The following is a 16,725-nucleotide window of genomic DNA, read 5'->3' as shown; positions in this document are numbered from 1 at the left end:
ATCATCGATTGGCGTCCACCCTGGCCGGCCGTCCCCTGATTGCGGAGACGGCCGGCCGGCCGATTGACTCGAGCGCTTGGCGGCCCGGCCGCCAGCGAGGGCAAGCATGAAGAAGCATCTGAACGCCGTCGCGATCGGGGCCCTGGTGGGCCTGGCCTTCGTCGGCGGGCATACCCTGACCTTCCAGGGCTGGGCGCAGGACAAGGCGCCCGAGAGGGCCGCGACCAGCGACGACGCCACCGACACCTACAAGCAGCTCGATCTGTTCGGCGAGGTGTTCGAGCGGGTGCGCGCGGAATATGTCGAGCAGGTCAGCGACAAGCAGCTGATCGAGGCCGCCATCAACGGCATGCTGACCTCGCTGGACCCGCACTCCAACTTCCTGAACACCGACGAGTTCCAGGACATGCAGTCCCAGACCCGCGGCAGCTTCGGCGGCCTCGGGATCGAGGTGACGATGGAGAACGGGGTGGTGAAGGTGGTGTCGCCGATCGACGACACGCCCGCCGCCCGGGCCGGGGTCCAGGCCGGCGACCTGATCATCGCCATCGACGGCAAGCCGATCGTCAACATGAGCCTCAGCGAGGCGGTGGACAAGATGCGCGGCCCGGTGGGCAGCAACATCACCATCACCATCCGCCGCGGCGAGGGCGAGCCCTTCGACGTGACACTGGCGCGCGCCACCATCCCGGTGGAATCGGTGCGCTGGCGGACCGAGGGCGACATCGGCTACATCCGCATCACCAGCTTCACCGAGCGCACCGAGGACGGGCTGAAGCGCGGCGTCGCGGACATCAAGAAGAAGCTCGGCGACAAGCTGCAGGGCTATGTCCTCGACCTGCGCAACGACCCGGGCGGGCTCCTGGACCAGGCGATCGCCGTCGCCGACGCCTTCCTCGACAAGGGCGAGATCGTCTCGACCCGGTCGCGCAAGGCCGACCAGGCGCAGCGCTACAACGCCACCCCGGGCGACCTGGCCGAAGGGCTGCCGGTGGTGGTGCTGATCAATGGCGGCTCCGCCTCGGCGTCCGAGATCGTGGCCGGCGCGCTGCAGGACCATCACCGCGCGGTGCTGATGGGGACGCAGAGCTTCGGCAAGGGCTCGGTGCAGACCATCATCCCGCTGCCGGGCCACGGCGCGATGCGGCTGACCACGGCGCGCTACTACACCCCGTCCGGCAAGTCGATCCAGCAGCTCGGCATCACCCCCGACATCGAGGTGCAGCAGGCCCGGATCGAGGAGATCGCGCAGATGCGCGGCTATCGCGAGGCCGACCTGAAGGGCGCGCTGAACAACGACAACAGGGAGAGCGTGCCGGGCCAGGGCGGCGCCGACCAGAAGGCCCCGACGCCGCCGCCGGGCAGTGGCGCCGATGTCGACAAGCCGGCAACCCCGGGCCAGGACAAGGCGGTGTCGCCGCCCTCCGACGGCGCCGCCGACGCCAACAAGCCGGCGGATGTCGACTACCAGCTGTCGCGGGCGCTCGACCTGCTGCGCGGCCTGGCGCTGTTCCAGAAGGGGCAGGCGGGCTGACGCCCGCCGCCACGGCGATGCCGGCGAAGCCAAAGGACGACCTGCCCTATCGGCCCTGCGTCGGCATCATGCTGCTCGACCGCGACGGCCGCGTCTTCGTGGGGCGCCGCCGCGACACCCCGGACGGGTGGCAGATGCCGCAGGGCGGCATCGACCCCGGCGAGACGGTGCGAGAGGCCGCGCTGCGCGAGCTGAAGGAGGAGATCGGCACCGACCGGGCCGAGTTTCTCGCCGAGGCGCCGGAGACGGTGCGCTACGACCTGCCCGACCACCTGGTCGGCAAGGTCTGGGGCGGACGCTACCGCGGCCAGGAGCAGCGCTGGGTGGCGCTGCGCTTCCTGGGCGAGGACAGCGACATCGACCTCGGGACCGAGCATCCGGAGTTCAACGCCTGGCGCTGGTCGGAGCCGGACCAGGTGCTGGCGGAGATCGTGCCGTTCAAGCGCGACGTCTACGCCGCGGTGCTGGCCGCCTTCGCCCCGCTGCTGAGACGTTCGTGACGATCCTCGCCCTACACCACGTCAACCTGACCTTCCCGGCCGAGCTGGAGGCCGAGACGGTGCGCTTCTATGCCGAGACGCTGGGGCTGGAGCGGCTGCCGAAGCCGCAGGGCCGGCGCAGCCAGGGCGCCTGGCTGCGGGTCGGCGCCGCGGAGATCCACCTGTCGCCGGACGCGCCGGGCCGTGAGGAGCAGATGGCGGCGGACCGCCATCTCTGCCTGACCGTGGCGGATCTGGATGCGGCCGCGGCCCGGCTGCGCGCCGCCGGGGCGCCGATCGAGGACGATCCGCGGCCGCCGACAGGCTATCGCCGCCTGTTCACCCGCGACCCGGCCGGCAACCGGCTGGAGCTGAGCGAACCGCCGACCGCCACCCATACCAACGCTCCGAAATAATAACCCGTCATGGCGAGCCCCGAAGGGGCGTGGCCATCCAGCGGTCCCGCCCCCTGGGTCGCCGCGGCGCTTCGCGCCTCGCGATGACGGGAACTGGGCTGGAGAGTCATTCGCAAGAGCCGCCGGTATCGCTCTCACAGAAAGCTGTACGGGTCGATATCGACCTGCACCCGGACGGTCCCGGGCACCTGCACCCGCGCCACCCACTCCGCCACCAGCGGCTGCACTGTGACCCGACGATCCGCCTTCAGCAGCAGGCGGCGGCGGTGGCGGCCGCGCAGCATCGCCAGCGGCGCGTCGGCCGGGCCCAGCACCAGCAGCCCGTCGCCCTGCGGCGCCGCCCGGCCGAGATCCTGCGCCACCCGGTCGACCGCGCCGCGGTCGGGGCCGGAGACGATCAGCGCCACCAGCTTGCCGTAGGGCGGCAGGCCGCGCGACCGCCGCGCCTCCGCCTCGGAGGCCAGAAAGCCGTCGCGGTCGTCGGCGACCAGGGTCTGCATCACCGGATGGTCGGGCATGAAGCTCTGCAGCAGCACCCGCCCCGGCCTCTCGCCGCGCCCGGCCCGGCCGCCGACCTGGTGCAGCAGCTGCCAGGTCCGCTCCGCCGCGCGCAGGTCGCCGCCGGCGAGGCCGAGATCGGCATCGACCACCCCGACCAGGGTCAGCCCCGGGAAATGGTGGCCCTTGGCCAGGATCTGGGTGCCGATCAAAAGGTTGACCGCGCCGTTCTCGAGGTCCGCGGTCAGGTCGGCGATCGCCTGGGGGCCGCAGAAGGTGTCGGAGGCGACGATCTGCCAGCGCGCCTCCGGCAGGGTGGCGTCGACCTCCTCGGCGATTCGCTCCACCCCCGGGCCGCAGGCGGCGAAGCTGCCCTCGGCGCCGCAGGACGGGCAGGCCTTGGGCAGCGGCGCGCGGTGGCCGCAATGGTGGCATTCCAGGCGCCCGGCCAGGCGGTGCTCGACCAGCCAGGCGGTGCAGTGCGGGCATTCCAGCCGGTGGCCGCAGCTGCGGCACAGGGTCAGGGGGGCGTAGCCGCGGCGGTTCAGGAACAGCATCGCCTGCTCTCCCGCCCGCAGCGTCTCCACCACCGCCTCGCGCAGGGTCGGCGACAGGAAGCGGCCGCGCGGCGGCGATTCGCGGCGCATGTCGATCGCGCTCACCGTCGGCAGCCGTGCCGATCCGTGCCGGTCCGGCAGGTGCAGCGCCGCGTAGCGCCCGGCCTCGACATTGGCCAGCGTCTCGAGCGACGGCGTGGCCGAGACCAGCACCACCGGGAAGCCGCCGAGATGGCCGCGCAGCACCGCCATGTCGCGGGCCTGGTAGACGACGCCGTCCTCCTGCTTGAAGGCGCTCTCATGCTCCTCGTCGACCACGATCAGGCCGAGATCGGGATAGGGCAGGAACAGGGCCGAGCGGGCGCCGACCACCACCCGCGCCTCGCCGAAGGCCACGGCCCGCCAGTTGCGCCGGCGCTGGGTCGAGCTCAGCTCGGAATGCCACTCCGCCGGCCGGGCGCCGAAGCGGGCGGCGAAGCGGTCGAGCCAATGCGCCGACAGCGCGATCTCCGGCAGCAGCACCAGCACCTGGCGCCCGGCCGCCAGCGCTGCGGCCACCGCCTCGAAATACACCTCGGTCTTGCCCGAGCCGGTGACGCCGTCGAGCAGCGTGGTCGAATAGCCGCCGTCGGCGACCGCGTCGATCAGCCTGTCCGCCGCCTCGCGCTGGGTCTCGCCCAGCACCGCCCGCGGCCTGGAGAGATCCGGCTGCGGGATCGGGTCGAAACCGGGCAGCAGCACCACCTCCAGGAGGCCGGCTTCGGCCATTCCCTTGATCACCGCCGTGCCGCAGCCGGCCTCGCGCGCCAGCTCGGCCGGCAGCCGCGGCGGCCCGTCCTCCAGCACCGCCAGCACCCGCCGCCGGGCGGCGCTCAGCTTCGCGCCCTCCGGCGGCGCCTCCGCCCGGCGATAGGCCACGACCGGCTTCGGCGGCTCCAGCGCCCCGGTCGAGGACAGGGTCATGCGCAGCACGGCGCCGGGGGGCGACAGGGTGTAGCGGGCGACCCGGTCGACGAAGCTGCGCGCCACCTCCGGCAGGGGCGGCAGGTCGAACCGGTGCAGCACCGGCTTCAGCTTCGACCGCGCGACCTGGCCGGTGCCCGGCCCCCAGACCACGCCGACTCGCCTGAGGCGGCCGAGAGGCACCTCGACATAGCTGCCGGGCGCAAGATCCATGCCCTCCGGCACCGCATAGTCGTAAGCTTCTGCCAATGGCAGCGGCAGCAGCACCCGCACCGTGGCGATCTCGCCACTCTCGTCTCCGATCGGCGTCGCTGCTGTGGCCTCGGACTCCGCCATCGGCTAGACTTGCCCTCCGGCGCCGAGACCGACGCCGCGCATCGGCCCGAAGCGATTCCCGGCCATTGGAACGAGGCCCATGAAGTTCTTCATCGATACCGCCGACATCACCGAAATCCGCGACCTCGCCGCCACTGGTCTGGTCGATGGCGTGACCACGAATCCCTCGCTCGTCGCCAAGTCCGGGGCGCGCTTCCTCGATCTGATTCCCCAGATCTGCGAGGTGGTCCCGGGCCCGGTCTCGGCCGAGGTCGCCGCCACCGACTTCGAGACCATGCTGGCCGAAGGCCGCAAGCTGGCAAAGATCGCGAAGAACATCGCGGTCAAGGTGCCGCTGACGCCGGCCGGCCTCAAGGTCTGCCGCACCTTGGCGGACGCCGGCACCATGGTCAACGTCACGCTGTGCTTCTCGGCCGGCCAGGCGATCCTGGCAGCCAAGGCCGGCGCGTCCTTCATCTCGCCCTTCGTCGGCCGGCTCGACGACATCGGCGAGAACGGCATGCAGCTGATCGCCGACATCGTCGAGATCTACCGCCAGTATCCGGCGATCAAGACCGAGGTGCTGGTGGCCTCGATCCGCGGTCCGCAGCACGTCATCCAGGCCGCCAAGCTGGGCGCCCATGTCGGCACCATGCCGCCGGCGGCGCTGCGCGCGCTGTTCAACCACCCGCTGACCGACAAGGGCCTGACGGCCTTCGTGGCCGACTGGCAGAAGACCGGCCAGAGCATCCTCGACGAGCACGAACTCTCGGCCCTGAAGCAGCAGAAGTCGGCGGCGTGAGGGCGGCCCGTTGGCACAGGAAGTGAAGCGCCCGGACGCCCCCGCGATCACCGCGGCGGACGTCTCGGCCTGGCTGCTGGCCCATCCGGACTTCCTGGTCCAGCATCCGGACCTGCTGGGCCGGCTGGCCCTGCCGCCGCGCGACCGCGGCGAGGGGGTGATCGACCTGCAGGGCTATCAGACCGAAAGGCTGCGCGGCCAGGTCGATCGGCTGAAGGAGCAGCAGCGCGCCTTCATCAGCGCCAGCCGCGCCAACCACAACACCCAGAACCGGGTGCATGCCGCGATCCTGTTCCTGCTCGACGCCGAGAGCTTCGAGCAGCTGATCCACACGGTGTCGACCGACCTCGCCGTGCTGCTCGACCTCGACGTGGTGACGCTGCTGGTCGAGGCGGCGGATGGCGAGGAATCGCCGCCGCACAGCGCCGAGGTCCGCATCGTCGGGCCGGGCGAGGTCGGCCGCCGCCTGGGCGGGCAGGAGCTGCAGCTCGAATCGGACATCACCGGCGACGAGGCACTGTTCGGTGCCGGGGCCGGGCTGGTGCGCAGCCAGGCGCTGGTCCGCCTCAACGTCTCGCCCGAGACGCCGCCCTGCCTGCTGGCCCTCGGCAGCCGCGACCCGGAGATGTTCCATCCCGGCATGCGGACCGAGCTGGTCGGCTTCCTCGGCCGGGTGCTGGAGCGCTGCATCCGCTCCTGGCTGACCATCCCCGGCCAAGACGGCTAGGACCGGGCCGATGGGCAGGCCGGCGTTTGGAAGCTCCCGCCCCTCCCCCCTCACCCTCCCGCCGCCTTCGGCGTCGGGCCCCTCCCTCTCCCCGAGGAGAGGGGAAGAAGGGCCGTGCTGGTTCACCTCTCCCCCGGGGAGAGGTCGAAATCGCGCAGCGATTTCGGGTGAGGGGGCGGCACCGGCCGCGCCGCCTTCATGACCTCGGAATCCGACACCGCGATGGCCGGCTGGCCGGCGGCGGCGGATCTGCGTGACGCTGCCGGCCGCTGGCGGGTCTGGCTGGAGGACGAGAAGCGGGTGTCGCCGCACACGCTGCGCGCCTATCTCAGCGATGTCGGTCGCTTCGTCGGCTTCCTGGCCGAGCATCTCGGCCGGCCGCCCAGCCTGAACGACCTGGCGGCCGCCGCCCTCGCTGACCTGCGCGCCTACCAGTCGCGCCGGGCCGCGGACGGGGCCGGCGCCGCCACCCGGGCGCGCGGTTTGTCCGGCGTTCGCAACTTCCTGACCCATCTCGACCGCGCCGGGGTGCTGCACAACGCCGCCATCGGCTCTCTCCGCAACCCCAAGCTGCCGAAGCGCCTGCCCCGGCCGCTGGCGGTCAGCGACGCGCTCAATGCCGTCGACACCGTCGAGGGCCTGAGCGACGAGGCCTGGATTGGCCTGCGCGACCGCGCTCTCCTGTTCCTGCTCTATGGCTGCGGCCTGCGCCTGGGTGAGGCGCTGGGGCTGATCCGGCGCGAGGCGCCGAAGGGCGACACGCTGGTGGTCACCGGCAAGGGCCGCAAGCAGCGCATGGTGCCGGTGCTGCCGGCGGTGCGCGAGGCGGTCGAGGCCTATATCGCCGCCTGCCCATACCCTCTCGCCGCCGACGGGCCGCTGTTCCTGGGCGCCCGCGGCGGCCCGCTGAACCCCGGCGTGGCCGAGCGGCAGATGCGCCAGCTGCGCGCCGTGCTGGGCCTGCCCGATTCGGCGACGCCGCACGCCCTCCGGCACAGCTTCGCCACCCATCTCCTGGTCGGCGGCGGCGACCTGCGCACGATCCAGGAGCTGCTGGGCCACGCCGCCCTGTCGACCACGCAGCGCTATACCGACATCGACACCGACCGGCTGATGGCGGTCTACGCCGACGCCCATCCGCGGGCGCGGCGCAGCCGGGGCTGACCCCTCCCCTCCCTTCCCGTCATTGCGAGGAGGCGAAGCCGACGAAGCAATCCATCGGTTCGCGCGAACTGCACCATGGATTGCTTCGCTGCGCTCGCAATGACGTCGGGAATTCACCCCTCTCAGGCCGGCGGCAACCCGTTCTCAAAACAATAGTAGAGAGTGGGAAAGCTGCGGCGCAGCGCCACCGCGTCGGGCCGCACCGATTCCGGCGTCTCGCCGCGCACCAGGACCCGGGCGATCAGCTCGGCGATCGCCTCCATCTCGCGCTCGCGCATGCCGTAGCGGGTGACCTCGATCGTCCCCATGCGCAGCCCGCCGGGATAGTCCCAGTCCTCCTTGCGGTCCGCCGGCAGCAGGTTCTTGTTCACGATCAGGTTGGCACGCTCCAGCGTCTGCGCCGCCGCCAGGCCGCGGCCGAAGTTCCGGGCATCGGCGATCGCCTGATGCGTGGTGGTGAAGCCCTTGTGCGCGCCCAGCATCGGCACGCCGCGCTCCTGCAGCGCCTGCGCCAGCGCCCGGGCATTGGCGACGATCTGCGCCTGCAGCGCCGCGCCGAAGGCGATCGCCTCCGCCGTCGCCAGGGCCAGCGCCGCCACCCGGTTGACCTGATGCGTCGCCGCCCAGACCGGGAAGACGGCGGTGGTCACCGCCTCGGTGATCGTCGGATCGTCCCACAAGAGGATGCCGGATTGCGGGCCGGCGAAGGTCTTGCCGGCCGAGCCGGTGACGATGTCCGCGCCCTCCTTCAGCGGATCCTGGAACTGGCCGCCGCCGATCAGGCCCAGCTGGTGCGCCGCGTCGAAGAAGAAGCGGCCGCCCCACTCCGCGATCACCTCGCGCATCGCCGCCACCGGCTGCGGGAACAGCGTCATCGACAGGCCGAGCGCGACCAGCTTCGGCCGGGCCAGCGGCGCCGCCCGCCGGAACAGGTCGATGTCGACCACCAGCTCCTCGGGATCCATCGGAATGTCGACAATGGTGCGGCCCATGGCGCCGGCCGGCCCGTCGGCCCGGTTCGAGGAATGGCCGCCGACCGGCTGCGCCGCGGTCATCACCACGTCGCCCGGCGCGGTCAGCGCGGTGTAGGCCACGGCGTTGCCGATCATCGAGGCGCAGAGCCGATGGTCGGCGTAGTTGCAGCGGAAATGCCGCTTCAGCAGCTCGACGCACAGCGCCTCGACCTCGTCGATGTGGCGGGTGCCGGCGAACCAGCGGTTGACCCGGCCAATATGGCCCTCCGCCGCGCGGGTGCCGATCTCGGCCGCCAGCAGCGCGCGCACGCCCGGGCTGGTCGGCGCCTCGGGCGCCAAGAGGTTGATGCACTCCTCGCCGCGCCAGGCCGCGTTGCGCCCGACCGCGGCCTTGACCGCCTCGCCCATCGCCGCGGCATCGGCGCAGGCGTCGAGCACGGCGCGCGCCGCCGCCAGCGCCTCCCGGTCATGCACCTCGATGCGATTCGACAGATCCGGTGAGTCCATGTCCGCCTCCTGTTCGACGTTCATCGAGGCTAGGACGAAATCGGCGGAAACGGATTTCGATTTGCAGGACCGGAATTTCCGTCGTGGAATGTGCGGGCGCTGCTTCGAGGAAATCCATGAAAAGTCCCGACCGCAACCACCCTGCCCCGGTCCAGCTCGACGCCATCGACCGCCGCATCCTCGACGCGCTGCAGGAGGACAACCAGATCACCAACCTGGCGTTGGCCGAACGGGTCGGCCTGTCGCCGCCGGCCTGCCTGAAGCGGGTGCGGCGGCTGCGCCAGGAGCGGGTGGTGGTGCGCGACGTGGCGCTGGTCGATCCCGAGAAGGTCGGCCAGACCATCGTCGCCTTCGTCGGGGTCGAGCTGGACCGCCAGCGCGAGGACGTGCTGGCCGCCTTCGAGCGCAAGATCGCGGCCGAGCCGGAGGTGCAGCAATGCTACTTCGTGTCCGGCGAGATCGACTACCTGCTGGTCGTCACCTGCCGCGACATGGAGGCCTACAACCTGTTCTGCCGGCGCGTGCTGGCGAACGAGCACAACATCAAACGCTTCCGCACCAGCTTCAACCTGTCGCGGGTGAAGTACGAGACCAAGGTGCCGATCGGGGCGTGACGACTCATACCGCCGAGCCTTGGCCCGACTCTTCCCACGGCGCCGCTTGCGAGACCCATTTTCGGAATTCCAAACATCGTCATTGCGAGCGAAGCGAAGCAATCCAGGGGCCAGTACGTGCGGCCCCTGGATTGCTTCGTCGGCTTCGCCTCCTCGCAATGACGGTGAGGGGCGTCGAATCGCTGGTATCAGCCGCGCGCCGGCCCGTAGAGCCGCAGGAAAAGATCCGCCGCGGCATCCGCCCGCGGCCGCAGGGCATTGTCGTCCGGCGTCGACGCGGCCCCGACCAGCACCTGGATCTGCAGGTCGCGCAGCAGCAGGCCGAGAAAGACCGACGGTGGCGCGGGCCCGCTACTTCCAGCCGTGGGATGCCTGGAACTGGGCGCGCACGATCGCCGCCGGCGCGGCCGCGCTGTGCCTGGCCCTGATCTGGTTCGAGGACGGCCGGAAGGCGGCCTGACTCTCACCAGACGGAGGCTGGTACGTTCATGGTCGAAAGAGCCGCAGGGCTCCGCCCGTCTGCGAAGGGCGGTTTCCGGTCCGTCCAGTTGCGGTGACAAGTGATGCAAGCGGACATTCGGTCACCGCTCAATGTGAGCGCTGTCGCTTCAGTGGGCATGCGCATTGTGGCGCGATACCTTTTCGCGGTTCCCGCATGTTCGCATGCTGCACCAGCGGCGTTTTCCTCCGCGAGAAGTATCGACGAAGAGCCAGCCGCAGCGAGGGCAGGAGCGGAGCCTTTCGTCAGGCAGGGTGAAGAAGGCTTCGACCGACAGCATGGCCAGGAAGGCGGTGACAGCCTCGGGGTCTTGCCACTGGACGAAGTTGAGTTCCAGCCTTGTCTTGCACAATTCGAGCGGTCCGGCTGAGAGCCCATTCGCGGCGCGCAGGAACAGCAGGCCAAGCGCCTCCGCTGGAGGCGACCTGCCGGCGGCGCGCGCCTCGAAAATGGAGTACGATGCCTCCCTGATCTCCCGGACCCGCTCTACGAACCCGGCGTCAGCGACACCGGCAATCGCTTGCGCCTGACTGTCGTTGGCAAGGCCCGATGCGCGGAGCCAGCTTCCGACGTCTCTAGCCGATTTCAGAAGCTCGTTATCCTGCGCGGGAATTCGCCTGTCGAAAACGGCATTTGCAAGGTCGAGCGCGGCATGCCCGCCGATGAAATGCCCGGGCAGCCACACTGTATCCACATCGTCCGGCATGGAACTTAACCGCTAAAGTGACGTTATGCGGTTAGATACTGCTAACCGCTATCGCATGGATATCCGGTTTTGACGCATCGGGGCAGCGCGAAGAGCGGCGGTTGTAAAACCAGGCGCGCCATTCGCGAGTCGAGCCGGCAGATCAAAGGAGACATCTATGCTGAACGTTCACAAGACCAGACATCGTATGATCAAGGTCGATGGGGTGAACCTGTTCTATCGCGAGGCGGGGCGGCATGAGGCGTGTGGCGTGCTGCTTCTGCACGGTCAACCCAGTTCATCGTACAGCTTCCGCGACGTTATAGGTCCCTTGGCCGAGGTGACACGCGTTGTTGCGCCCGATCTGCCCGGCTTCGGCTTCACCCAAGCCCCGGACGACTACCCGTATACGTTTGAGGCCATGGCACGGACGATCGACGCGTTGACGCACGAGATCGGGTTGGAGCGGTTTTTCCTGTACGTCCACGATTTCGGAGCGCCTGTCGCCTACGCTCTGGCGCTGGCAAGTCCCGACCGTGTGATGGGTCTCATCATCCAGAACGGCAATGCCCATGAGGAGGGCCTTGGCCCAGATTGGGACGGGAACAAGGCCTATTGGGCCGATCCCACTCCCGAAAACCGCGCAAAACTTCCCGAATGGCTGAACTTCAATGGAGTGCGGCATACCTATGTCGGCGACATCCCTGATCGGCTCAAGCCGCTTTTCGCGCCTGATGGCTGGCACCTCGACTGGGAGCGGATGAGCCGGCCGGGACTTGTAGAGATACAGTTCCGCATCTTCGCCGACTACGGGTCCTACGTCGCCCGGTTCCCCGACATCGCGGCCTATCACCGCGATCATCAACCGCCTGCGCTCCTGCTCTGGGGTCGGCACGACCCATACTTTGAGATCGATGAGGTGCTCGCCTACGCCCGCGAACTCGATCGGCTGGACATGCATATCTACGACGCGGCGCATCTCCTGCTCGAGACGCACCATCAGGAGTGCGCGGCGCTGATGCGCGACTTCATCCTGAATGTGCAATCAAGCGTAGCGGACGGCTCCTGAGGCCAAGGATCCAAGACGCGGGTCGAGCGCTACCGACATTTGGAAGCTCGATAATTGATAGTGCTGAATGTCCGCTTGACAGAAAGCGCCGGCAATTCGCCTACGGCGGATAAGGGCCGAAACCAGTCAGCGGCCACCCGCGGCTGACCCGCTTCGACCCACGTGGCATCGGCTGCCGGGAGGGTCGGTAGCCGGTTTGAGCCCACAGCGCGCCGGAATAGAGAACTTGCGCAACTAGCCGATCCGGTAATAGGTTTATTGCGCAGGAGACAGCAGATGCTTCAATCGAATTTCGCAGTCGTAGGCGAAAGGTGCATGGCCCGGTAGCGGAAGCCATATCCGTTCGCCATGCGCCCCCGGACCATCGTTCGGGGGCTTTTTTGTGTTCAGAGGATTCGGAACCCGATGCGCAAGGCAAGCGCTCCCCCGGCCCTGGCGACACTGATCCTGATGACCGCCACCTCGACGGTGACGCTGAATATGATCGTGCCGTCGCTGGCCAACATCGCGCGGGATCTCGAGGCCGACTACGCCCTGGTCAGCCTTGCCCTCGGCGGGTATCTCGCCGTCACGGCCGCGGTCCAGCTCGGGGCGGGTCCGCTGTCCGACCGGATCGGCCGGCGTCCGGTGCTGCTCGCGGCGCTTGCGGTCTTCACTCTCGCGTCGCTCGGCTGTGCGACGGCCGGGACCGTGTGGATGCTGCTGGCGTTCCGGATGCTGCAGGCGGCCGTGGTGTCGGGCTATGTCCTGTCCCTCGCGATCGTCCGCGACACGGCCGAGGAGGCCGAGGCCGCGCGGCTCTTGGGCCGCATCGGCATGGCGATGGCGCTGGCCCCGATGCTGGGACCGATGCTGGGCAGCGTTCTGGACGCCGCCTTCGGTTGGCGCATGGTCTTCCTGCTCTATGCCGCGGCCGGGGCGGGGCTTTTGGGCCTGGCATGGGCGGATCTGGGCGAGACCAACCGGCCCTCGGCCGGCGAAGGACATGACGGCAGGCGCCTGACCGCGCTGCTGCGTGAGCCGGTGTTCTGGTGCTATGCGCTGTGTACGGCCTTCTCGACCGGCGCCTTCTACGTCTTCCTGGCCGGGGCGCCCCTTGTCGCCACCGCCGTGTTCGGGATCGGCACGGCGGAGCTGGGGGTGTTCGTGGGCAGCATCACCGCGGGCTTCTTGGCCGGCAGCTGGCTGGCCAGCCGGCTTGCCGGCCGGCACCCGCCGGCCACGGTCATGCTGATGGGCCGGGTGCTGGCCTGCCTGGGCCTTCTCCTCGGCCTCGCGGTCATCGCCATGGGCCATCTGACGCCGGCCCTCTATTTCGGGTGCACCATCTTCGTCGGGCTGGGCAACGGCATGACGATGCCGAACAGCAATGCCGGGGCGATGTCGGTGCGCCCTCGGCTGGCAGGAAGCGCGGCGGGCATCACCGGCGCAGTGACCGTCCTGGGCGGCGCGCTGATGACGACGCTGACGGGCCTCGCCCTGTCCGGCGAGCCGTCGCCTGCGCTCTTGCTGGGGCTGATGCTGCTGGTCTCCTTCATCGGCCTGCTGGCCGCCGCCGCAGCCATCCGGCTGAAGAAGGTTGTGCTCGGCGTTCCGCCGGCATAGCCGGCGAAGCAATCCGTGCCTTCGTCCGGGGTAAACACAATGTTCATTGCTTAACTCCGCGCACCTCGTTCATGATATGTTCCATGAACAAGCCGCACTCCGTCCCCACCCCGCAGCCTGCCGCGCCGGGCCTCGACCCGGCCGAGGCCGAGCAGGCGGTGCGCCTGCTCGACCGGCTGGCCGAGATGGCGATGGAGCAGGCGGAGGCGATGCATCAGGCCACCATGGCCGCCGTCAAGGCCGACGACGCCGCCAAGGCCAAGGAGTTCGGGCTGGCCTTCGAGCGCGCCGGCCGCGGTGTCAGCCGCATGCTGGCGCTCAAGCTTCATCTCGCCCGCAAGCGGCAGGAGATGGCGGAGAAGGCCGCCGTCCACGCCCGCGACAGCGCCGCGGCGAAGGAGACGCGCCGCCACCGGGTGGCCCGCGCCGTCGCCTGCTCGGTCGCCGCCAACCGGGACCTCCCGGCCGAGACCTGCGAGGCGCAGATCGCCGCCATGTGGAAGCGGCTGGTCGACGACCCGGCGATCGACGTCGACCTCTCCCTGGCCGAGCACTCGCTGGAGGCGATCGTCTTCCATCTCTGCCGCGACCTACGCATCCGTCCCGACCCGGCCTGGCTGGACCCGGAGTATTCCGGCGCCGACTGGTTCGGACGGCGGAAGAAGGCGGAGGGCGAAAAGCCCCCTGTGCCCTGGTGGCCCGAGGACGGACCGGATGCCGGCCGCTACTGGCATCTCGACGAGAGCGACAAGATCCCGGTCCAGGGCTGGTACGACATCGAGACCGGCGAACGGCTCGACCGCGCACCTTGGCTGCTCAAGCCCGGCGGCGGCTGAACGCGGCCGGCCGCCGGGACTGCCCCACCATGAGAACCCAATTGTTTTGCCTCTCCCGCTTGCGGGAGAGGTCGGAGGCGCTTGCGCCTCCGGGTGAGGGGATTTTGTCGAGGCCGGGCCCGCCCTCACCCGGTCTCGCTGCGCGAGCCCGACCTCTCCCGCCAAGCGGGAGAGGCAACGCAACAAGCCGACCTGGGTTCGGCGGCGTCACCGCGTCGGGACGGGCACGTCCTTCGAATAGTCGTAGAAGCCGCGCTTGGTCTTGCGGCCGAGCCAGCCGGCCTCGACGTATTTCACCAGCAGCGGGCAGGGCCGGTACTTGCTGTCGGCCAGGCCGTCATACAGCACGTTCATGATCGACAGGCAGGTGTCGAGGCCGATGAAATCGGCCAGCTCCAGCGGGCCCATCGGGTGGTTGGCGCCGAGCTTCATCGAGGTGTCGATCGCCTCGACCGACCCCACCCCCTCATACAGGGTGTAGACCGCCTCGTTGATCATCGGCAGCAGGATGCGGTTGACGATGAAGGCCGGGAAATCCTCTGACACCGCCGGCGTCTTGCCCAGCTTCAGCGCCAGGTCGCGGATCGCCTCATAGGTCGCGTCGTCGGTGGCGATGCCGCGGATGATCTCCACCAGCTTCATCACCGGCACGGGATTCATGAAATGCATGCCGATGAAGCGCTCGGGCCGGTCGGTCGTGGCCGCGAGCCGGGTGATCGAGATCGAGCTGGTGTTGGTCGCCACCATCGCCCGCTCGTTCAGATGCGGCACCAGCTGCTTGAAGATCTCACGCTTGATCGGCTCGCTCTCGGTCGCCGCTTCGATCACCAGGTCGCAATCCGTGAAGAGCTGGTAGTCGGAGGCGGCGTGGATACGGGCCAGGATCGGCGTCTTCTCCTCGGCGGTCAGCTTGCCCCGGCCGATCAGCCGGTCGATATGGCCCTCGATCGACTCGTGCGCCCGCTCCAGCGCCTTCGGATCGACGTCCATGAGCCGGATGGTGAAGCCGCTCTGCGCGCCGACCTGGGCAATGCCGCTGCCCATCTGCCCTGCGCCGATGACGCCGATCGTCTGGATCATGCCTGGGTTCCGCTCCGAACGTCCCTGTCCCGTCGGCCGCCCGCATTGGTGCGGTGCAGCAAAGAGGTCGAACGATAGTGATGTCCGACAGAGCTTGTCAACGCGACTGCCGCCCGCGCAAGCATCTTGCCCAAGCGCTGGGCAGATCGGCTCAGCGATCGGCTCATCGATGCGCTCCGGGGACCCACAGCACATCCCTCTTGCCGTCATCGTTCAGATGGCGGGCCAGGACGAAGAGGTGGTCGGACAGGCGGTTGGCGTATTTCAGCGCCTCCGGATTGACCGGCTCCGCCGCCATCAGGGCGGAGATCAGCCGCTCCGCCCGCCGCACCACGGTGCGGGCCTGGTGGAGCTGGGCCGAGGCGGCGCTGCCGCCCGGCAGCACGAAGCTGTTCAGCGGCGCGAGGGCGGCGTTCATGGCGTCGATCTCGCGCTCCAGCCGCTCCACCTGCGCCGCCGTGACCCGCAGCGGCGGGTGCTTCGGCGCCGGCTCCTCCGGCGTCGCCAGGTCGGCGCCGAGATCGAACAGGTCGTTCTGGATCCGGCCGAGCATGGCGTCCGCTTCGCCCGCTGCATGCAGCCGGGCGAGGCCGATCACGGCGTTGGCCTCGTCAATCGTGCCGAAGGCCTCGACCCGCAGATCGTGCTTGGCCACCCGCCGGCCGCCGACCAGCGACGTCTGCCCGGCGTCGCCGCCGCGGGTGTAGATCCGGGTCAGCGTGACCATCCGCGCCCGCCCCGTCAGGCCGTCCACAGGGCCAGGATGAAGAACAGGATGGCCAGCGCCTGGAAGCCGATGCGGGCCTGCATCAGCTTGTTGCCCCATTTCCGGTTGAACGGTCCGTTCTGCGCCATGCCGAACACGCCGGTGGCGAGCGAGGCGACCACCCCGATCATGCAGATCACGGCGAGGATAAGGAAGACGATGCTCATGCAGAGACTATAGGCCGCCTGAGGGGCACCGGACAGGGCGATTGCGCGGAACCGTCACACACCCATGCGTCAGCCCGGCCGGCGGCGCGGCACTGGCACGTTCAAGGCGCCCGGCGGCGGCGGCCGGGTCGCAGGCGGGGCGACGCCCCGGTCCGGCTGCGCCGCGGCGACCTCCGGCCGCGACCGCGGCGGCGGCACGGTGAAGGGCACCGGGGCGCCGGGGCCGGGCGATGCCGCGGCGGGGCCGGCGTCCACCCGGGGCACCAGGGCCTCCACCGTCGGCGCCGTGATGATCGATGCGGGGGGCACGTTGATCAGCGATTCCGGCTGCTGCGGCGCCGGGGGCGCGGCAGCCACCTGCGGCACCGGGGCGGCCGTCGAAGCCGGTGGCGTGCCCGACGCCGGAGATGCGGCGGCGGCCGGCGGGGCCGCGGGCGTGGCCGGCGCTGCTGCGGCGGCGACCGGCTG

Annotated in this window: 17 protein-coding genes and 1 pseudogene; 11 read left to right on the top strand and 7 right to left on the bottom strand. The window is 69.8% G+C overall.

The window, feature by feature from the left end; all coding sequences use genetic code 11:
• Positions 1-106: 106 nt before the first annotated feature.
• From KXR53_RS18040 to KXR53_RS18030, 3 genes are read left to right on the top strand one after another with little or no spacing between them, the layout of a single operon-like run.
• Positions 107-1,534, top strand: a complete 1,428-nt coding sequence (locus tag KXR53_RS18040) for a S41 family peptidase (protein ID WP_437376630.1) — start codon at positions 107-109, stop codon at positions 1,532-1,534.
• A 17-nt stretch (positions 1,535-1,551) separates the two neighbouring features.
• A complete protein-coding gene (locus tag KXR53_RS18035; RefSeq protein WP_437376629.1) occupies positions 1,552-2,034 on the top strand; it encodes an RNA pyrophosphohydrolase in 483 nt (160 codons plus the stop codon).
• Positions 2,031-2,429: a VOC family protein gene (locus KXR53_RS18030; protein WP_437376628.1), complete on the top strand. Its 399-nt coding sequence runs from the start codon at positions 2,031-2,033 to the stop codon at positions 2,427-2,429. The genes KXR53_RS18035 and KXR53_RS18030 overlap by 4 nt, the downstream gene beginning before the upstream one ends.
• Positions 2,430-2,563: 134 nt before the next feature.
• Here the strand turns inward: KXR53_RS18030 and KXR53_RS18025 are convergent, their stop codons facing one another.
• Positions 2,564-4,783: a primosomal protein N' gene (locus KXR53_RS18025; RefSeq protein ID WP_437376627.1), complete on the bottom strand. Its 2,220-nt coding sequence runs from the start codon at positions 4,781-4,783 to the stop codon at positions 2,564-2,566.
• A gap of 79 nt (positions 4,784-4,862) precedes the next feature.
• Here KXR53_RS18025 and fsa point away from each other — a divergent pair, with 79 nt between their 5' ends.
• The 3 genes from fsa (at position 4,863) to KXR53_RS18010 (ending at position 7,455) form a co-directional block, all read left to right on the top strand.
• Positions 4,863-5,564, top strand: coding sequence for a fructose-6-phosphate aldolase (gene fsa / locus KXR53_RS18020; RefSeq protein WP_437376626.1), 702 nt, complete (start codon positions 4,863-4,865; stop codon positions 5,562-5,564).
• A 10-nt stretch (positions 5,565-5,574) separates the two neighbouring features.
• Positions 5,575-6,291, top strand: a complete 717-nt coding sequence (locus KXR53_RS18015; RefSeq protein ID WP_437376625.1) for a DUF484 family protein — start codon at positions 5,575-5,577, stop codon at positions 6,289-6,291.
• 198 nt (positions 6,292-6,489) lie between these two features.
• Positions 6,490-7,455, top strand: a complete 966-nt coding sequence (locus tag KXR53_RS18010) for a tyrosine recombinase XerC (RefSeq protein WP_437376624.1) — start codon at positions 6,490-6,492, stop codon at positions 7,453-7,455.
• 122 nt (positions 7,456-7,577) lie between these two features.
• Here KXR53_RS18010 and glyA read toward each other — a convergent pair whose 3' ends face one another.
• Positions 7,578-8,936, bottom strand: a complete 1,359-nt coding sequence (gene glyA / locus KXR53_RS18005) for a serine hydroxymethyltransferase (protein WP_437376623.1) — start codon at positions 8,934-8,936, stop codon at positions 7,578-7,580.
• A gap of 116 nt (positions 8,937-9,052) precedes the next feature.
• Here glyA and KXR53_RS18000 point away from each other — a divergent pair, with 116 nt between their 5' ends.
• Together KXR53_RS18000 and KXR53_RS17995 are read left to right on the top strand one after the other, a co-directional pair.
• Positions 9,053-9,550 carry an Lrp/AsnC family transcriptional regulator gene (locus tag KXR53_RS18000; RefSeq protein ID WP_437376622.1) on the top strand — a complete coding sequence of 166 codons (498 nt, stop codon included), beginning with the start codon at positions 9,053-9,055 and terminating at the stop codon, positions 9,548-9,550.
• A gap of 337 nt (positions 9,551-9,887) precedes the next feature.
• Positions 9,888-10,010, top strand: coding sequence for a hypothetical protein (locus KXR53_RS17995; protein WP_437376621.1), 123 nt, complete (start codon positions 9,888-9,890; stop codon positions 10,008-10,010).
• 148 nt (positions 10,011-10,158) lie between these two features.
• Here the strand turns inward: KXR53_RS17995 and KXR53_RS17990 are convergent, their stop codons facing one another.
• Positions 10,159-10,755 (bottom strand): CGNR zinc finger domain-containing protein, encoded by a 597-nt coding sequence (locus KXR53_RS17990; RefSeq protein ID WP_437376620.1) that lies wholly within the window; start codon positions 10,753-10,755, stop codon positions 10,159-10,161.
• A 157-nt stretch (positions 10,756-10,912) separates the two neighbouring features.
• On the opposite strand from KXR53_RS17990, the gene KXR53_RS17985 reads away from it, so the two are divergent.
• The 3 genes from KXR53_RS17985 (at position 10,913) to KXR53_RS17975 (ending at position 14,244) form a co-directional block, all read left to right on the top strand.
• Positions 10,913-11,803: an alpha/beta fold hydrolase gene (locus KXR53_RS17985; RefSeq protein WP_437376619.1), complete on the top strand. Its 891-nt coding sequence runs from the start codon at positions 10,913-10,915 to the stop codon at positions 11,801-11,803.
• Between the two features lie 405 nt (positions 11,804-12,208).
• Positions 12,209-13,408, top strand: coding sequence for a Bcr/CflA family efflux MFS transporter (locus KXR53_RS17980; protein ID WP_437376618.1), 1,200 nt, complete (start codon positions 12,209-12,211; stop codon positions 13,406-13,408).
• A gap of 83 nt (positions 13,409-13,491) precedes the next feature.
• On the top strand, positions 13,492-14,244 hold the full coding sequence (locus KXR53_RS17975; protein WP_437376617.1) for a hypothetical protein: 753 nt from the start codon (positions 13,492-13,494) through the stop codon (positions 14,242-14,244).
• A gap of 207 nt (positions 14,245-14,451) precedes the next feature.
• Here KXR53_RS17975 and KXR53_RS17970 read toward each other — a convergent pair whose 3' ends face one another.
• The 4 genes and pseudogenes from KXR53_RS17970 to KXR53_RS17955 all read right to left on the bottom strand — a co-directional run.
• Entirely contained in the window at positions 14,452-15,324 is an 873-nt protein-coding gene (locus KXR53_RS17970; RefSeq protein ID WP_437376616.1) for a 3-hydroxybutyryl-CoA dehydrogenase, read from the bottom strand.
• A 163-nt stretch (positions 15,325-15,487) separates the two neighbouring features.
• Positions 15,488-16,051 carry a cob(I)yrinic acid a,c-diamide adenosyltransferase gene (locus KXR53_RS17965; protein ID WP_437376615.1) on the bottom strand — a complete coding sequence of 188 codons (564 nt, stop codon included), beginning with the start codon at positions 16,049-16,051 and terminating at the stop codon, positions 15,488-15,490.
• 14 nt (positions 16,052-16,065) lie between these two features.
• On the bottom strand, positions 16,066-16,257 hold the full coding sequence (locus KXR53_RS17960; protein ID WP_026872016.1) for a twin transmembrane helix small protein: 192 nt from the start codon (positions 16,255-16,257) through the stop codon (positions 16,066-16,068).
• A gap of 69 nt (positions 16,258-16,326) precedes the next feature.
• Positions 16,327-16,725: pseudogene (locus KXR53_RS17955) on the bottom strand (hypothetical protein); the annotation flags it as partial.

Origin of the sequence: Inquilinus limosus, assembly GCF_051487185.1 — a bacterium.
Lineage (GTDB): Bacteria > Pseudomonadota > Alphaproteobacteria > DSM-16000 > Inquilinaceae > Inquilinus > Inquilinus limosus_F.
This window is presented reverse-complemented; position numbering and strand designations above follow the sequence as displayed.